This window comes from Moorena producens 3L (genome assembly GCF_000211815.1).
GTDB classification, from domain to species: domain Bacteria; phylum Cyanobacteriota; class Cyanobacteriia; order Cyanobacteriales; family Coleofasciculaceae; genus Moorena; species Moorena producens.
Map to the genome: position 1 here is coordinate 24,510 of NZ_GL890930.1, position 14,770 is coordinate 39,279.

Consider the following 14,770-nt stretch of genomic DNA (forward strand, 5'->3'; position numbering starts at 1 on the left):
ATCTGGACAAAGCGTTAAGCAATATCAAAACGATTAGACTGCACTGACAGGGGCTGAGGTTGTGCCATTAGCTGACATATGCTGTTCGATCACTTTCTGAAAAGCCGCTTCATAGCCATCAACCATCTTGGGAACGCTGAAAGTCTCTTCCACATACTTACGGCACTCTTCCCGAGACAGTTTAAGAGCCTCTGGAATGGCAGCGTTTATATCCTCAACATTGGCACAGATTATGCCAGTTCTCTTGTCGGCCACCACTTCCGGTACAGAGCCAAAGTTCGTGGCAATCACTGGAGTCCCAACACACATTGACTCAATCATCACCAAACCAAAAGGTTCGGGCCAGGTAATCGGAAAGACGGTCAGGCTGGCTTTGGATAATAATTCCACCTTCTCTTCGTGGCTGACTTCACCCAAGTATTGAATTTGTTTACCGTCGATTTCCGGAGCAATTTCTTGTTCGAAGAATTCCCGGTCAACTACATCAACCTTGCCCGCCATTTTCAAGTTCCAGCCAGTTTCACGGGCAATTCTGATCGCATGATGAGGTCCTTTCTCCTTTGACAAACGACCCAAAAACCCTAAGTAGGGGGGGTCATCGGCTGGTTTTGGATTGAACGGATAATCCTCTATTTTAACACCATTGTAAACGGTGGCAACGTAATTCATCTCTGGTCCGGATGACCGCTGATGATTACTGATGCTAATATGGGGTATGTGGCTGTATCGCGCATAAGCCTTGCTAATATCATGGCCGAAGCGACCATGCATGGTATGAACCACAGGGGTCTTGTACATGTCAATCACCGGAAAGGTAATCATCCCTGTGTGAAAGTGAATTAGGTCAAACTCATCAGCCACCTCGCCAATCTGAGCCAGTTGCAGTAGTTCGTAAACTATTGGTGCCTCTACGGAGGGGTCAAGGCGCAAAGCCTGAGGAGCCACAGACTTTAGTTTAGCCTTAGTGATGGAATCTCCAGACGCAAATAGGGTGACATCGTGACCGCGACGAACTAATTCATCAGTGAGTTGGCTCACAACTAGTTCGATCCCACCATAGCCTGGTGGGGGAACTCTCTCCCATAAGGGGGAAACTTGAGCTATCCGCATATCTATAGTCCTCCAAAAATCTTCTAAATTGGCTTGATTGAGAGCTAGTAAAACTTAAGACGGTGCTCTGATCACAAATAAAAACCGATTCTGCTATCTTACAGAAAGTTTTTAGCTTTTGGGAAGAAGCTAGACCTAATCTATCTACATTCCCCGGGAGTAAGTCAGCACCCTACAGGTGTAGGCAGGTTAATTAATTTAAGTTTTATTTAACTTTATGAAGAAATATTAGCTTATGATAAGTAATCTATCAAGCCCGATGTTGGTAAATTCAGCCAAATCTCCTAAACCTAAGAGGCTAACAACCCACTTGAAAAGTAGACAGGGTGTCGAGTGTAGGGTGACAAGCCTGTAGGGTGAACCAGTGTGGGTCAAGCCGGTATGGGGTGTAGGAAGAGGATTTAGTGAGTCAGGGTAATGGCGATTAGCCGTTCGGGGGTGGCGTCAGCCCCATCGCAAAATCCTCAAAATTCGTCATTTTTTAGCACTACACAATGTAGTGAGTATTGAGTAGTGAGGAATGTGGGTTTTACGAACTTTAGTCCCACAGCCCACGCCTCCCTTGTGGCGCAGGTAGTACCTAGAGCTAATCTTGCCTCATGAGCTACCTCGTCTGACAAGCTGAGTTAGCTGCTTGATATTCATCAAGCGCATAGTCTGCTGCTCCGGGTCAGCCTTAATCCAGCCCTTACTCTCCAGCTTTTTCATAATTTTGGTAGTATCCTCTACACTGATATCTGTGATGTCAGCTAAGTCTTGATAGCAAATGTTATAGATTTCTGTGCCTTTTTCAGTGATTTCACCGTAATTTTCTGCCAAACCAACTAGAGTATTGACTAAATTAACCGCTGGAGGCTGATACCGATTTTGTAACCGGACATTGCTCTGACGTAACCGCCGCACCATCAGTTGTAACATGCGATGGTGCAACTGGGGATCTTTAAACAGAGTTTGAATAAAGCGTTGCGCAGAAATGGTCAGTAGTCGCACGTTCGACATGGCAACGATATCGGTGGAGCGGGGAGATTCATCAAGAATTGCCATTTCACCAAAAAAGTCACCCCGACCCAAAATTGCCAGTGTGACATCGTTTTCACCGCGTAAGTGTCGCACTTTAACCCAGCCGGAGACAATAAAGTAAACAGCATTACCCCAAGCATCTTCCATGATGATAGCTCGGTCGGTTGGGTACTCATGCTCCACCGCAATGGATTCAAACCATTCTAAGGTTTTTGGGCTAGCTGTATTAAATAGTGGGAAAAGGTCACTATAAGCTTTAGTCTGCATTAGGGTTCTTTAAGCTGAGATTGAAAGTAATGATACACACGCTTTGACGATCTGGAACTGCTTGGAAACTTCCTAGCGTAGCAGTGATGGTGGTTAACCACATTCTATTAAACCAACTCTATTAAACTAACAGGTAAAGGTGAATACTGATGATACTATCAGCTATGGACTGTTGAGTGTTATCGTTCACCAGTTACGTAGATAATTTAATTCAACCCTCCCCCACTAAGCTGTCGCCCATTTAAATTTAATAGTTTAGTGGCTGAACCCCTTTGTTGGTAACGAGTGATTTTTAAAATTACATGGGAACTTAAATCTTTGATTGTAGTAGGAGAGTCTTTTTTTTCTAGAGTATGAACCTATGCACTACCAGCAGGTAGTTAGAGCATCCCGAACGTAAAACCCTCTATCAGTTAATTCTGCGACCCAAACAAGTTTACTACCTTTAACCCTAGCTATTCCCATTGTTTTAACCCCAGGTTCAATTTGAAAGTGCATCTATAATAGCAGCAGCCCATCTCAGACCATAATGAAATAGCCCTGTAATAACGGTTACTTTTTTTTAAATATTCAGGTTTTGACGTATTTTTTGCCGTTTCATGAATCCTTTTTTAAGCGATGCAGCGCGGTCTTGGGGAGCCAGTGCGGTCTTGGGGGTTCCCCCCGGAGACGAAACCTGATTACGTTGAGCCTTTATGGTTGGTAGGTTATGCAAAAAAGGGTTAAAACTTGAGGCGCGACCCCGTAATTTAATTCTTCAAGCGGAAAGCGCGCCTCCATTGATTAAGGCGAGCCTGTCTTACGGTAACTATCGCCAAAGGCGACGCTTGGCCGTAGGCCACGCCAAAGGCGAACGCGAACAAACCATGAGCAACTGGCGTGGTTTCCCCCATGAGCGACTGCATCAAGACAAGGATATTAACCCGTTAATTCACATTTAAAATAAAGAGCAGTTTTTATTTAAAAGTCACTAAAATAACCAAAGGGTTTAGGAAGGTACTGTATTTTAAAATCCTGACTAAGCGGATTTTTTTAAACTTGTGGATCAGAATCTAAATTACAAACATCAGTTTTCAGGGATTTAATAGTCAATTATTTCTGAGTTTTTGTTTCCCTAATGGTATCGACCTTACCATTACTATTTCAGTATATCCGATACACACTGAGAGTGTTAAGATATAAGGAAAAAAAATTAATTGTGTCTTGGCTTACCCTTCCTAACTATGCATAGAGTAGCAGAGGAATTACCTCGACCACTTCTTGTTAAAGAAGCTGACGGCCAACAAATTCACACGGACTTTAACTACCGTCCACTAACCTCTATTGAAACACAGTTTCCCTGGTCCGAATCTGACTCTGGTGAGCCTGAGCAATTCTCTGTTTCCTAATTTGGGCAATGGCTTTGACTAGTCTAAAAGGATTAATACCGTGTTCGTTAGCATAGCGTAAGATATCTTGCAGCTCTTCTTCGGTAAAATTAACAGTTGGCTGAGAGTGGGTAGATGGCTGATTTTTGCTATTTTGAGTCATAATCCTGGTGTGCCAATAGGTTGAAGGTTGTAGATGTATCCCTGACTTGCCATAACAGTTGCTTGAAAGATTTTGAACTGAGGTTGTCAGATGGCTGCTCATGGGCAGCTATACCCATTGAGCGGTCAGCTTAAGGGCTACTTTCCTGGGTAAACAGCTATTAGCTCGTTAGCTGTACGGAGATCAGAGCTTAAGTTCAATAGCTAAACCAAAAGCTAAGTTTATACCCAAAGTAAGTATAAGCGTGCAAATGCTCAAGCAATTTGAGATGATTGACTTTAAGTTTGTAATACGGTTTCGATATTCCTTGATAGTTTGGCTTGGATTAGATCGTTTCCCATACTCAGCTGTTAATGACTAACCACTAACGACTAAACTAATGACTATAATCCTAACGAACGATGATGGGATAGATGCTCCCGGAATTAAAGCACTAGAGCAAGCGGTCAACGGTAACGGTAATTTTGTAATTATCGCTCCGGTGGAGCATCATTCAGGCTGTGGCCATCAGGTGACTACATATAAACCGATTCACGTCCAACGTCGGTCAGACTATGAGTATGCAGTCTCTAGTACCCCAGCGGATTGTACTCGCCTTGCAATATCACATATTATACCAGAGGTAAAGTGGGTTCTGTCAGGTATTAATGCTGGCGGTAACTTGGGGGTTGATGTTTACATTTCTGGTACAGTGGCGGCGGTTAGGGAAGCGGCGATACAGGGAATACCAGGTATTGCGATTTCCCAATGGATTAAAAAACCTTGGGTGATTAATTGGGAGGTGGCCAGTCGTTTGACAGCTAGGGTGTTGGCGGATTTGTTGAATCGTCCGATTTCTGCTGGTACTTACTGGAATGTGAATTTACCTCACTTGGAACCGGGTTCACCTGAGCCAGAGGTGGTATTTTGTGAACCGAGTACTCAACCGTTACCGATAAAGTATCGTGTGGACGGGGATCACTACTATTATGAGGGGGAGTATAACAAACGCGATCGCGCTCCTGGTACTGATGTGGATGTGTGTTTTTCGGGTAATATTGCTGTGACTCAGTTGCGACTTTAAGGCATCAGGACTTACCCAAAACTGGGCACCAAACGCCCTTAGGTAGTAGGGTGCCCCTACTAGTAGAGTAACTCTCCAAGTCCTGGCAATGCTATTGGTGGTTTGGTTTGGAACCACCAAGGCACAAAGGTAAGCATTCAGTGGTCAGTGGTCAGTGGTCAGTGGTCAGCCGTCAGCGGTCAGTGGTCAGCCGTCAGCCGTCAGCCGTCAGCTTATTTTATTCAAAAGCTGTTCGGTGTAGCTTGGCCAATGGCTGATAGCTGATAGCTGATAGCTGATAGCTGATAGCTGATAGCTGATAGCTGATAGCTGAATACTTACGCACAAAGTACGCGAAGAGGGAATTAATCCATAGCGTGAATCAAAGTTTTTAGTAATTAGTTACCATGCGAATTTTAATCATGGGTGGTACCCGGTTTGTTGGGGTTTATTTAACCAAGGTTTTGGTGGAGATGGGCCATGAGGTGGTGCTGTTCAATCGGGGAAATAAGCCAGCGCCACTGCCAGGAGTCCAACAGATTCATGGCGATCGCAAGGATCCCAATCAGCTCAAGGAAATGTTATCGTCTCAAGAGTTTGATGGAATTTTCGATAATAATGCTCGGGAGTTGAGTGATACTCAACCGTTAGTGGAAATTTTTAAAGACCGGGTGCAGCATTTTGTGTATATGAGTTCCGCTGGGGTGTATTTGAAGTCGGAGCAGTTACCCCATCTCGAAGGAGATCCAGTTGATCCCAATTCTCGCCACAAGGGTAAACATCATACTGAGGCTTACCTACAAGAACTTGGGGTGCCATTTACGGCGATTCGTCCAACTTATATCTATGGTCCCCAAAATTATAATGATGTTGAAGCTTGGTTTTTTGACCGGATTGTTCGCGATCGCACCATTCCCATCCCTGGTAATGGCATGCACATTACTCAGTTAGGTCATTGTCAGGACTTGGCGAGGGCAATGGCGGCAGTATTGGGGAATCCGGAAGCGATTGGGAAAATTTACAATGTGTCCGGGGAACGCTATGTCACCTTTGATGGTTTAGCACGAACCTGTGCTATGGCCTGTGGTAAGTCGGCTTCAGAGGTCAAGCTCGTGCATTATGACCCCAAGCAGTTTGATTTTGGTAAGCGCAAGGCTTTCCCATTTCGATTACAGCACTTTTTTGCTGATATCCATAAGGCTAAGACGGAACTTAACTGGCAACCGGAGTATGATTTGCTTTCGGGACTGAAGGATTCCTTTGAGAATGATTATCTGGCTTCAGGTCGGGATCAAGCTGACGTGGATTTTGCCGTTGATGACCAGATATTAGCGGGTAACAGGTAAACTAAACCAGAGATTAAGGTTAGGACGACCGATAGCCAGAAAAGGACAAGGGATGGGATGATCCAGGTGTCGGGAGTTGGAGCAATTAAAAGTGCGATCGCACTAATTTGGCTGACGGTTTTGAGTTTACCCCAGATATTGGCTCCCTGTATGCTAGCGCTACCGGATAACTTGGGGTTAACTCGCCAACCTGCGATCGCTAACTCCCGTGCCAAAATCAAACAGACTCCCCAAGCGGGTACCTGACCTAGCTCAATTAATGCTAGTAGGGGCGCTAGTACCAAAAATTTATCCACTAACGGGTCAAGGAATTTGCCTAAATCAGTAATTTGGTTCAGTTTACGAGCTAGATAACCATCTAACCAATCCGTTCCAGCAGCAAGGAGAAAAATCCCTAAACTAATCCAGCGGCTTTGGTCAGTTGGGTGATTCAGGAAGTATAGGATAAAGGGCAACCCCAGTAAGCGGGAAAAGGTAATCCAGTTAGGCAGAGTCATTCTGGTAATCGGTAATCGGTAATCGGTAATTGGTAATTGGTTACTGACCATATTAATTTTAGGGGCACACGCTGTGCCCCCTTAAGCATTTCGTCTATGGAAGTGAGAACCGACAGAGGAGAGGGAATAAATTTAGTATGTACCTCATCAAACTGAGAACCGCTATAATTCCTCTTCCTCGTTTCCGATTGCCTATTACTGAATTCCCGAAGACATCTAATCAAGCATTGCTGGTTCAAGCACGATCAAATTGCCCTGGTCATCAACTGTGATCGGCACAGGTTCGCTGATATCCCCGAGAAAGCTCTCGTCTAGAGCGAAATTACGCCATGACATAAAGTACCAGATCTGATCAGGACCTTGTACCAGTTTCCCGGAATAGAGCCGCTTCACTGAATCAACCCAGAGTGCCATTGGCGCAGAAAATGGTCCTAAAGGATGATCAGCAACCATGTAAAAGGTCCCCGTGAGGTTACTATCAACAAATTCTCCTGGGGGGATTGAGAAGAGCAGATAGTAGCGCCCCTGGATAAGAACCACTTGCGGACATTCCATAGTCCCGAACGTCATAGGCTCAGTTAATGGTGGCAATACTTGCCAATCAATCAGGTTTTGTGAAGTGGCATGAGCAATCACGCCCCGACTTTCGGCAGGACCATAGTTAACGCGACCAGTAATTAAGGCATGAAATTCCCCTGTTTCTGGATCCTGAAACACCCAAGGATCGCGCCAGGCTTCATCGAACCAAAGGTTTTTCTCAGGGTGCTGGAGATCATACTTCTCGTAGTAGCGACTATCAGCCTCGATCACCGGGTTTTTCGGATGTTTTTCCCAGTGGATTAAATCTTTGGAGGTCGCAAGGCTGATGCGTTGGATTTTTCCTTGCTCTTTGCGCTCAGTGCTGGTGTATAGGAGATACCACAGACCATCATGACGAATTACGGAGCCAGTCCAATTAGTGTACTCATCCACGTCACCATAAGCTTCAGGCTTCATAGCATCTGGTAGAATCTGCCAGTGCCGTAAATCCTGAGAAACAGCGTGACCAAATGAAACATGCCAATGTCGGTCTTCTGGATCCGGTAAATCCTTAGAAGCTTGCAAGTAAAATAAGTGATAGTCGGAAATATCTTGAGCTAGCCAGAAGTCCCAGATCCATTTATCTGGGATTTGTAAACTGTGATTAGGAAGCATGAGTTACCTGCTTTTGTGTAAGAGTATTCGTTAGTGAATAACTGTGACTAACTCCCTAGAACAGTTAGCCTCTTTACTAAGGCGTCAACTAGAGAGTAGAAAGTAATAATTCGGTAGTAGGGTAAGGTAAGGAATTTTACTTACCGCTTAATTAGAGCCTATCTAACTAATTGTTGTGTAATTTATAGAAGCAACGCCTAATGATTAAACACTAGTCTATGTATCCAAGCCAATTTTTTTTCCTGAATACATTAAACTAGTGATGAATTACGTACTGAGAGGATTTAAAACTATATCTATACTTTGGACGGGCATAAAGTTTGAGTTTGATTTAGCTATCAGCAAATACGCTCACTGTTGACCGCTCAAAGCATAGTAAAGCATAGTGTCTTAATTGATAAATTACCCTCTAATCAGATAATCAGAGAGTTACTACGTAATTCCTAATATTGATTCAGAATAGGTTAAGGCTATACCATTTAAGCGAGGTCTGTACTCGCTTTTTTACCTATCACTACCAAACTTATTCCAAGATAACAAATAGTGTTGGGGAAATGTCATTGGTAAAATTGCTTATTAATTGGCATCACAATCAAATCTTTAACTTGTGAAGACATAGACAAAGATTTAACTAAGGTGAGATTACTAGGATGTAAGCATTTAGCTATCAGCTATCAGCTATCAGCTCTCAGCTCTCAGCTTTTTAATAAAACGGGTAAGCATTGCTTTAATTTCTGTTACGTTAGCTGACCGCTGACCACTGACCACTGACCACTGACCGCTGAATGCTTACACTAGGACTTACGCAGTTGAAAGGAAAACCCGAAGCCAAACTCGAAGCCAAACCCTAATTTAGGAGCCCAAGGCTTGCGCCCTCTAGATAGGATCTCGGCGTTGCTTAATAATGGAATGATTTTAAGAGTTTTCTGGAATGGGCATGTTTGTGGAATGGGCATCTTGCGTGGAACTGGCATCAAGCCAGTTTCATGCTTATTTTCGAGCGGGCAGGATGCCCACATATTTTCGAGCGGGCAGGATGCCCACTCTACTCCTATTCATTCCTAAATTCAGCAACGCCAGGATCTCAGCCTATATAGCACTACGCATTCAGATTTTTGACATTCCTAAACTCCGAAACCTAGTCCTAGCTTACTTTTGACTTCTGACGCAAGCACCTTGCTGACTTGCGCGTAGCGCTATACTTCGATGCTAAACTTGCATGAGCAACCCTACCGATTAGGCCATCAAACGTGTAACCTTAATGTATTACTAAGTAATACATATCATCAAGGAGAATTGGCGATCGCCAATTCTTGGTCAAATATAAGTATTTATACTTATATTGTCCTCCATATCCCTGGAATTTGATGGATCCTCTTGTCAAACAAATAATACATTGATTAAATAAAATAATATTCCCTTAACAAAACTAAAAATATCTTAAGCAGAAGCTGATGATACAACAACTCGATCAGGGCAGGAGCGACGCTGCGACCTTAGAGCAACTGTTCAACCATGATATCAGCATCCAGACAACGCCTCATCAACCTGCTCCAAGTCAAGCAGCTCTCTCAAAATATCTCCTGCTTTACCTTCAAGGAGGAAAGGATTTAGAGGGAGTGCCTTGGCAGAGAGGGGAAATGGGTGGGGCTATTCTTGATGAAGATTTGTCTGTAATTAAAGACTTAGATGCTGTCTTTCAGCCAGACCGGGACGACTACTGGCGAAGCTCTCGCCTTCTAGCAGGAAGCTTACGGTTGGTAAACGAAAATTCCCTGTATTTCTTTTACGGTGGATCTCCAGACCGTCCTAATTTGCTTCATGAGTATATTGGCTTCTGTAAGGGAATAATTAGGGATAATCACGAGATTGATTGGCAAGCTCCCCAACTGATCGAATTTCTTGATTGGGAGAAATACTACGATTACTCCGACCATCCATTGATGCCAGACCAACGTCACCGCCAGTTGCGCGATCCTTTCCCGATATTTCACGAAGGCAAGTATTGGATGTTTTTATCTGCTGCTGCCAAAACAAATTCCCAACCCAAGAAAGGCTGTATTGGTCTAGCAGTAGCAGATCAACTCGAAGGACCCTATACACTCTTGCCACCAGCCCTGTTTCCTCATTTCATGACCGATGAAGGTGAGCAAGGTCTTTTTTACGAGTGTGAGCGAAGCCAAGTTTACTATAAAGGAGGAATGTGGCACATGTTCTTCTCTGTGATGAAGCAACATGTGAATCCCCGTTGGCTTGAGCAACTTGGTGACGACGCTGCCTCCATTACTCACTCCAGTCTGTACCATTTTGTCTCGCCACAAATCAACGGTCCCTATCAGCCAGCAGGGGTGGTACCGGTTGTGAAAGGATCTTCCGAGTCTAACTTGTATGCGATCAACTTTGAGCGCAATAACCAAGAAGACTTCATTGCCTATGGGTTAAATTTAGAAATGCAGGAACTCGATGTTTCTGGTCAGTGGAAAGTGTTGTGGGACAACGATTATCCAGAAATTAAGAAAGTAAGTCCTTCTGGTCAGCAGAGTGTTGCTGATCCCTCGTCACTATTATATGGACGTGAGGGATACTGTATTTGGGATGCAATTCTATTCAAGCTACCTGCCTAAGGTTAACGAGGTTACCAGGTTAAAGGTTATCTTCTGAACCTTTAACGTAAGCATATGCGCTACGCGCACGCTACGGGAACAGCAGTCAGCGGTCAGCGGTCAGCGGTCAGCTTATTTTATTCAAAAGCACCGATTGCGCTACGCTGTTCGCTGATAGCTGAATGCTTACCCTTTAACCAAACAACCTTTAACCAAACAACCTTTAACTTTCAACCTTTAACTTTCAACCTTTAACCAAACAACATTCAAACTAAACCAATAGCTAATAGCTTACGGTTCCACAATCGAACCCATGAACAAAATTGCGCCAGTTTTATTGTCCCGAACACTACAGAAAAAAGGACGATTAACCACTATATTAAATGGTTGATCTATGCTAATCGAAGTCGAAACAATACCGATAGAAGTAGCAGCGGCTGCTTCAGTGCCTTCTTCATTCACTTCTACAAAGGTTTTGTGCTTGACTTGACTAATGGCTGCTGATTCAGAGGTCAGATTAGAAAAATCAGCGTTATCGGTAAACGCCACATCCATCCCCAAAGCTTTTAAGGAATCGTTGAGTTTAATATCGTATTCAAATTTAAAGCGGGGTAGCCGAATTGACCCATCTCGCGACTTAAACTCTTTCATCCATTGTAGCCAGTTTTCCGCTGTGAGTTGTTGTTTAAATTCTGCCAAGCTGCTACCTTCACGGGGTAAGAAAACATACAAACTCAGCCGTTCTTTACCGTAGGGAATACTTACAGCTTGAAAGGCATCATTTTCATAGTACTTATACTTCCCATACTGATACATCATCGGGTGTTGCTTTTGGGTTAAACCGGAGATATAAAAAGGTTGATTAGAGGTTTTATTCTTATCGAATTCTCTTGTCCAGCTACCTTTGAAATAGATGGCATTGATTAAGAAAAGTAAGTCATCCCCTTGAGTGCGATCGACAATCGTTTTGATTTTGCCGTTTGTGTTGTTTTTGACCCAACGGTTAATTTTTGTGGCAGCCTTGGCACTACTAAAATCAAGTTCTGTGACCTCTGCGTCGTAGAATTCCTGGTTGTTTTTAAGAAATTTGGGCTTGATGTCAATGCCTTGGTTAGCCCACAGGGAGTTGGCAATAGACAGCTCGACATCAGGGTCAGCATTTTCCAAGCTAGCTTTTAAAGCGTTATTCCCCTGGTTGAGTTGATCTAGACTCAATCCCTCTAATTCTAAGACTTTTGCCATAGCCTCTTGAGTCTCACCGCTGGCACCGTTGTAAGCCATGTCTAGGGCAATGGCGATGCTGGTAGGAGAGACAAAAACATTCTTGTTAGTGTCCTGCTTGAGAATTTCTGAGAATAGCTTGAAGCCAAATTTCGTATTAGCGTCTACAAGATTGGTATCTACGTCTAGATTTGGTTGCTGGTTAGCTGAAATTGATTCTTTCGTTGGTTCGGAGTTAGGCAGAGGGTCAAGGGCATTGGTTTTTTCCGACACACACCCCAATATACCTGTAAGCAGGATGCTGACTGCCATAACAGTGGCTATACGACTAAGGATTTGATGGTTCATCTGATCGTCTCCGTTGCTAATACCCTGTTCTAATATGACCATTACAGGAGAATTCGGTTCCATTAGTTACGGTTTTTGCTACGGGTAAGTGGGTAATCCGTAATGGGGAATAACGATATAATCGTGGTGTTTAACAGTAAAAATAACAGTATAAATAACCTGATTTCCAGATAACCAACGTTATCCAGCAGTCATGATTTCATAAGTTGTGAAGGTTTTAAGGGCTCCACACTTCTGGACTTTTCGGTATTTTTTTTGTCCCTCACATACCTCTAGTCTTTCAACTTGGCTTTTCTGTTATCCATAACCAGAAAGCGCTCCACAAAAGGCTAGTTGTATCATAGGTAATTATAGTCAAATTTAGGCAACTATTACCATAACTTACGGATCTTTCAGATTTTTTGCCCTTGACAGCCACAATTTTTATGCTATGATGGAATAATTGGAATAAAAAGTATACTCCTGTTTCTGCTGAGCAACAACCTCAATCACACACAAAACCATACATTAAGCAAACCAGATCAGCAACATCGCATATCTATTATGAAGTTGACTAATAACACACCCTGCCTCCACTAGTATCAGGCTAGTGGAGTTTTTTGGTTGAGATCACCTGATGCTCAGATTGACTAGATCGACCAAAACAAGCAAGTTTATAAAACTTTATATGAAATCACACCAAAAATTGACGTTAAGTAAACACCAAATCATACATGATTGGCCAATAATATTAATTGAGAACACAAAGAGAAAAGCACACCCCGCTAGTCTGGCCGCTAGCGGGGATTTTTTTTACCGGAACTACGGCCAGGAGCCAGACCACTTGACCAGTAAGGCTCAAAACTGGGTAAATTCATCAGGTTGTAAGCATTCAGCTAATGGGCTACGCGCATATGCTTACATCAGGTCTAACCTTTAGCCCCATGTTTGCTTAGAGAAACAGATTCCGAAACGTGTCCAAATAGCTGGCTGCAAGCATACCTGCCAGGAAGCCAAATAAATGTCCTTGCCAGGAGATCCCTGTTTCACCAGGAAATAAACCTCTGAGTGTAAAACCATAGAGACCACCGATAGCGCTAGAACCTATGACTAACAGGGGCTTACCTTCTAAATACCCCTGTGCGATCAGAAAAGCTACATACCCAAAAACTACACCGCTCGCGCCATAAGAGACAGTGTTAGGTGAACCAAGTAGCCATTCAGCCAAACCACCAATCAAGACTATCGCCAAGGTCACGACCCAGAAATCATCGGTTCCTCGTAACAATACCCAACAGCCAAGGAGCGCAAACGGAATAGTGTTTCCGATCAAGTGTTTCCAGTCTTTGTGCAAGAAGGGTGAAAACAAAATACCAACTAGCCCAAGCCAGGTGCGGGGTTGGATACCAAACTTTTCGTTCAGTGCTCCCCCGCATAAGACTAAATTGACAAAACTTACAATCCAGGCGTAAAGAACCAAATCACCCACCGCCTGGAAGTTGTCACCCCAAGCATTTCGGAATTGATTAATCCAATCAAATATACTTGTCATACTTCACCCGGTAGCCTGCACGCTCATATTTATCTTTAATACTATAATTTATATAGCGTTTCTCATAGTAATCAGGTACGTAGGTGCGCTCTTACTTGGCGAATTAAATTCGCCACGGGTCGCACCTCAGGATTTTTTACCTATTCCCTATTCCCTAAAACCCAGTACTTTGTAACTCAACTAATTAAGACTTGCTATATATATAATTGATCATGAGTACCAATTCAAGGTTATCCCAAGGTAATTGGATCATGAGTTTATATTCAGAGTTAATTTTTCCCCGATTTCTGGACTGGGTTATGTCTGACCCGGTCTTAACCAAGTATCGTCAAGAGGTTTTATCTCAGGTGTCTGGGGAAGTATTTGAAATTGGCTTTGGCACAGGATTAAATTTAAAGTATTACCCCAAGCACCTGCAAAAACTTACAACTATTGATGTTAATCCTGGGATGGATTCCGTAGCAAAAAAACGTATTAATCAATCGGAAATTACTGTTGATTTTCGGGTGCTGAATGGGGAAAGTTTACCGATGGCTGACCATAGCTTCGATAGTGTAGTGAGCACCTGGACCTTGTGCAGTATTAGTAAGGTAAATCAGGCTATAGAGGAAATTTATCGGGTGCTCAAACCAGGGGGAAAGTTCTTTTTTATTGAGCATGGCATGAGTGATGAGTCTAAGGTTCAGGTTTGGCAAAATCGCTTGACCCCTGTACAAAAGATTATTGCGGATGGCTGTCATCTCAATCGTAATATCAAACAGCTGGTTGAAAACCATTTCCAGATTCTGAAGTTAGAAGAGTTTTATGAACCAAAATTTCCTAAGATTATGGGCTATATGTATAAGGGTGTGGCTCAGAAGTCTTGTTAGCATTAAGCGGTCAGCGGTCAGCGGTCAGTGGTCAGCCCTCAGCTGAGGTAACTCAGATTAAACCAATGCTTATCTGTTTTATTCAAAACCTGAACGCTAAAACCTGATAGCTGATAGCTGATACGCGACACGCTGATAGCTGATACGCGACACGCTGATAGCTGATAGCTAAAATAGGCACATTAGTTCCAA

The 14,770-nt window shown here is 43.3% G+C and carries 14 protein-coding genes; 7 read left to right on the top strand and 7 right to left on the bottom strand.

Annotation, left to right across the window (positions count from 1 at the left end; translation table 11 throughout):
- Nucleotides 1-33: 33 nt before the first annotated feature.
- A complete protein-coding gene (locus LYNGBM3L_RS16790; protein WP_008185623.1) occupies nucleotides 34-1,110 on the bottom strand; it encodes a glycosyltransferase family 4 protein in 1,077 nt (358 codons plus the stop codon).
- Between the two features lie 597 nt (nucleotides 1,111-1,707).
- Nucleotides 1,708-2,397 (bottom strand): Crp/Fnr family transcriptional regulator, encoded by a 690-nt coding sequence (locus tag LYNGBM3L_RS16795; RefSeq protein WP_008185625.1) that lies wholly within the window; start codon nucleotides 2,395-2,397, stop codon nucleotides 1,708-1,710.
- 695 nt (nucleotides 2,398-3,092) lie between these two features.
- On the opposite strand from LYNGBM3L_RS16795, the gene LYNGBM3L_RS40960 reads away from it, so the two are divergent.
- Nucleotides 3,093-3,338, top strand: coding sequence for a hypothetical protein (locus LYNGBM3L_RS40960; protein ID WP_008185628.1), 246 nt, complete (start codon nucleotides 3,093-3,095; stop codon nucleotides 3,336-3,338).
- A 379-nt stretch (nucleotides 3,339-3,717) separates the two neighbouring features.
- Here LYNGBM3L_RS40960 and LYNGBM3L_RS16800 read toward each other — a convergent pair whose 3' ends face one another.
- Entirely contained in the window at nucleotides 3,718-4,029 is a 312-nt protein-coding gene (locus LYNGBM3L_RS16800) for a hypothetical protein (protein ID WP_044493570.1), read from the bottom strand.
- A gap of 277 nt (nucleotides 4,030-4,306) precedes the next feature.
- Here LYNGBM3L_RS16800 and surE point away from each other — a divergent pair, with 277 nt between their 5' ends.
- The 3 genes from surE to LYNGBM3L_RS16810 all read left to right on the top strand — a co-directional run bounded on the left by surE (nucleotide 4,307) and on the right by LYNGBM3L_RS16810 (nucleotide 6,315).
- Entirely contained in the window at nucleotides 4,307-4,990 is a 684-nt protein-coding gene (gene surE / locus LYNGBM3L_RS16805) for a 5'/3'-nucleotidase SurE (RefSeq protein WP_008185633.1), read from the top strand.
- Between the two features lie 102 nt (nucleotides 4,991-5,092).
- The gene (locus LYNGBM3L_RS45850; RefSeq protein WP_165691854.1) at nucleotides 5,093-5,254 is read left to right on the top strand and encodes a hypothetical protein; all 162 of its coding nucleotides are present in this window, start codon (nucleotides 5,093-5,095) and stop codon (nucleotides 5,252-5,254) included.
- Nucleotides 5,255-5,376: 122 nt separating this feature from the next.
- Nucleotides 5,377-6,315, top strand: coding sequence for an NAD-dependent epimerase/dehydratase family protein (locus tag LYNGBM3L_RS16810; RefSeq protein WP_008185637.1), 939 nt, complete (start codon nucleotides 5,377-5,379; stop codon nucleotides 6,313-6,315).
- Here the strand turns inward: LYNGBM3L_RS16810 and pgsA are convergent.
- Together pgsA and LYNGBM3L_RS16820 are read right to left on the bottom strand one after the other, a co-directional pair.
- On the bottom strand, nucleotides 6,261-6,812 hold the full coding sequence (pgsA, locus tag LYNGBM3L_RS16815) for a CDP-diacylglycerol--glycerol-3-phosphate 3-phosphatidyltransferase (RefSeq protein ID WP_044493634.1): 552 nt from the start codon (nucleotides 6,810-6,812) through the stop codon (nucleotides 6,261-6,263). The genes LYNGBM3L_RS16810 and pgsA overlap by 55 nt on opposite strands.
- A gap of 216 nt (nucleotides 6,813-7,028) precedes the next feature.
- Nucleotides 7,029-8,006 carry a glycoside hydrolase family protein gene (locus LYNGBM3L_RS16820; protein WP_008185641.1) on the bottom strand — a complete coding sequence of 326 codons (978 nt, stop codon included), beginning with the start codon at nucleotides 8,004-8,006 and terminating at the stop codon, nucleotides 7,029-7,031.
- A gap of 1,454 nt (nucleotides 8,007-9,460) precedes the next feature.
- On the opposite strand from LYNGBM3L_RS16820, the gene LYNGBM3L_RS16830 reads away from it, so the two are divergent.
- Nucleotides 9,461-10,630 (top strand): glycoside hydrolase family protein, encoded by a 1,170-nt coding sequence (locus tag LYNGBM3L_RS16830; protein ID WP_008185643.1) that lies wholly within the window; start codon nucleotides 9,461-9,463, stop codon nucleotides 10,628-10,630.
- A gap of 54 nt (nucleotides 10,631-10,684) precedes the next feature.
- Complete coding sequence (locus LYNGBM3L_RS40970; RefSeq protein ID WP_131827144.1) at nucleotides 10,685-10,864, top strand: hypothetical protein; 180 nt, start codon at nucleotides 10,685-10,687, stop codon at nucleotides 10,862-10,864.
- A 36-nt stretch (nucleotides 10,865-10,900) separates the two neighbouring features.
- On the opposite strand, the gene LYNGBM3L_RS16835 is transcribed toward LYNGBM3L_RS40970, so the two are convergent.
- Nucleotides 10,901-12,241 carry a serpin family protein gene (locus tag LYNGBM3L_RS16835; RefSeq protein ID WP_008185646.1) on the bottom strand — a complete coding sequence of 447 codons (1,341 nt, stop codon included), beginning with the start codon at nucleotides 12,239-12,241 and terminating at the stop codon, nucleotides 10,901-10,903.
- Between the two features lie 868 nt (nucleotides 12,242-13,109).
- Nucleotides 13,110-13,709: a rhomboid family intramembrane serine protease gene (locus LYNGBM3L_RS16840; RefSeq protein ID WP_008185649.1), complete on the bottom strand. Its 600-nt coding sequence runs from the start codon at nucleotides 13,707-13,709 to the stop codon at nucleotides 13,110-13,112.
- A gap of 251 nt (nucleotides 13,710-13,960) precedes the next feature.
- Between LYNGBM3L_RS16840 and LYNGBM3L_RS16845 the strand changes: the two genes are divergently transcribed.
- Complete coding sequence (locus tag LYNGBM3L_RS16845) at nucleotides 13,961-14,578, top strand: class I SAM-dependent methyltransferase (protein WP_044493575.1); 618 nt, start codon at nucleotides 13,961-13,963, stop codon at nucleotides 14,576-14,578.
- Nucleotides 14,579-14,770: the final 192 nt, after the last annotated feature.

Coding starts and splice junctions, on each gene's coding strand:
- pgsA (WP_044493634.1), bottom strand. CDS start 6,812: ATGACTCTGCCTAACTGGATTACCTTTTCCCGCTTACTGGGGTTGCCC.
- LYNGBM3L_RS40970 (WP_131827144.1), top strand. CDS start 10,685: ATGCGCTACGCGCACGCTACGGGAACAGCAGTCAGCGGTCAGCGGTCA.
- LYNGBM3L_RS40960 (WP_008185628.1), top strand. CDS start 3,093: ATGGTTGGTAGGTTATGCAAAAAAGGGTTAAAACTTGAGGCGCGACCC.
- LYNGBM3L_RS16810 (WP_008185637.1), top strand. CDS start 5,377: ATGCGAATTTTAATCATGGGTGGTACCCGGTTTGTTGGGGTTTATTTA.
- LYNGBM3L_RS16790 (WP_008185623.1), bottom strand. CDS start 1,110: ATGCGGATAGCTCAAGTTTCCCCCTTATGGGAGAGAGTTCCCCCACCA.
- LYNGBM3L_RS16835 (WP_008185646.1), bottom strand. CDS start 12,241: ATGGAACCGAATTCTCCTGTAATGGTCATATTAGAACAGGGTATTAGC.
- LYNGBM3L_RS16820 (WP_008185641.1), bottom strand. CDS start 8,006: ATGCTTCCTAATCACAGTTTACAAATCCCAGATAAATGGATCTGGGAC.
- LYNGBM3L_RS16845 (WP_044493575.1), top strand. CDS start 13,961: ATGAGTTTATATTCAGAGTTAATTTTTCCCCGATTTCTGGACTGGGTT.
- LYNGBM3L_RS16840 (WP_008185649.1), bottom strand. CDS start 13,709: ATGACAAGTATATTTGATTGGATTAATCAATTCCGAAATGCTTGGGGT.
- LYNGBM3L_RS16830 (WP_008185643.1), top strand. CDS start 9,461: ATGATACAACAACTCGATCAGGGCAGGAGCGACGCTGCGACCTTAGAG.
- LYNGBM3L_RS16795 (WP_008185625.1), bottom strand. CDS start 2,397: ATGCAGACTAAAGCTTATAGTGACCTTTTCCCACTATTTAATACAGCT.
- LYNGBM3L_RS16800 (WP_044493570.1), bottom strand. CDS start 4,029: ATGAGCAGCCATCTGACAACCTCAGTTCAAAATCTTTCAAGCAACTGT.
- surE (WP_008185633.1), top strand. CDS start 4,307: ATGACTATAATCCTAACGAACGATGATGGGATAGATGCTCCCGGAATT.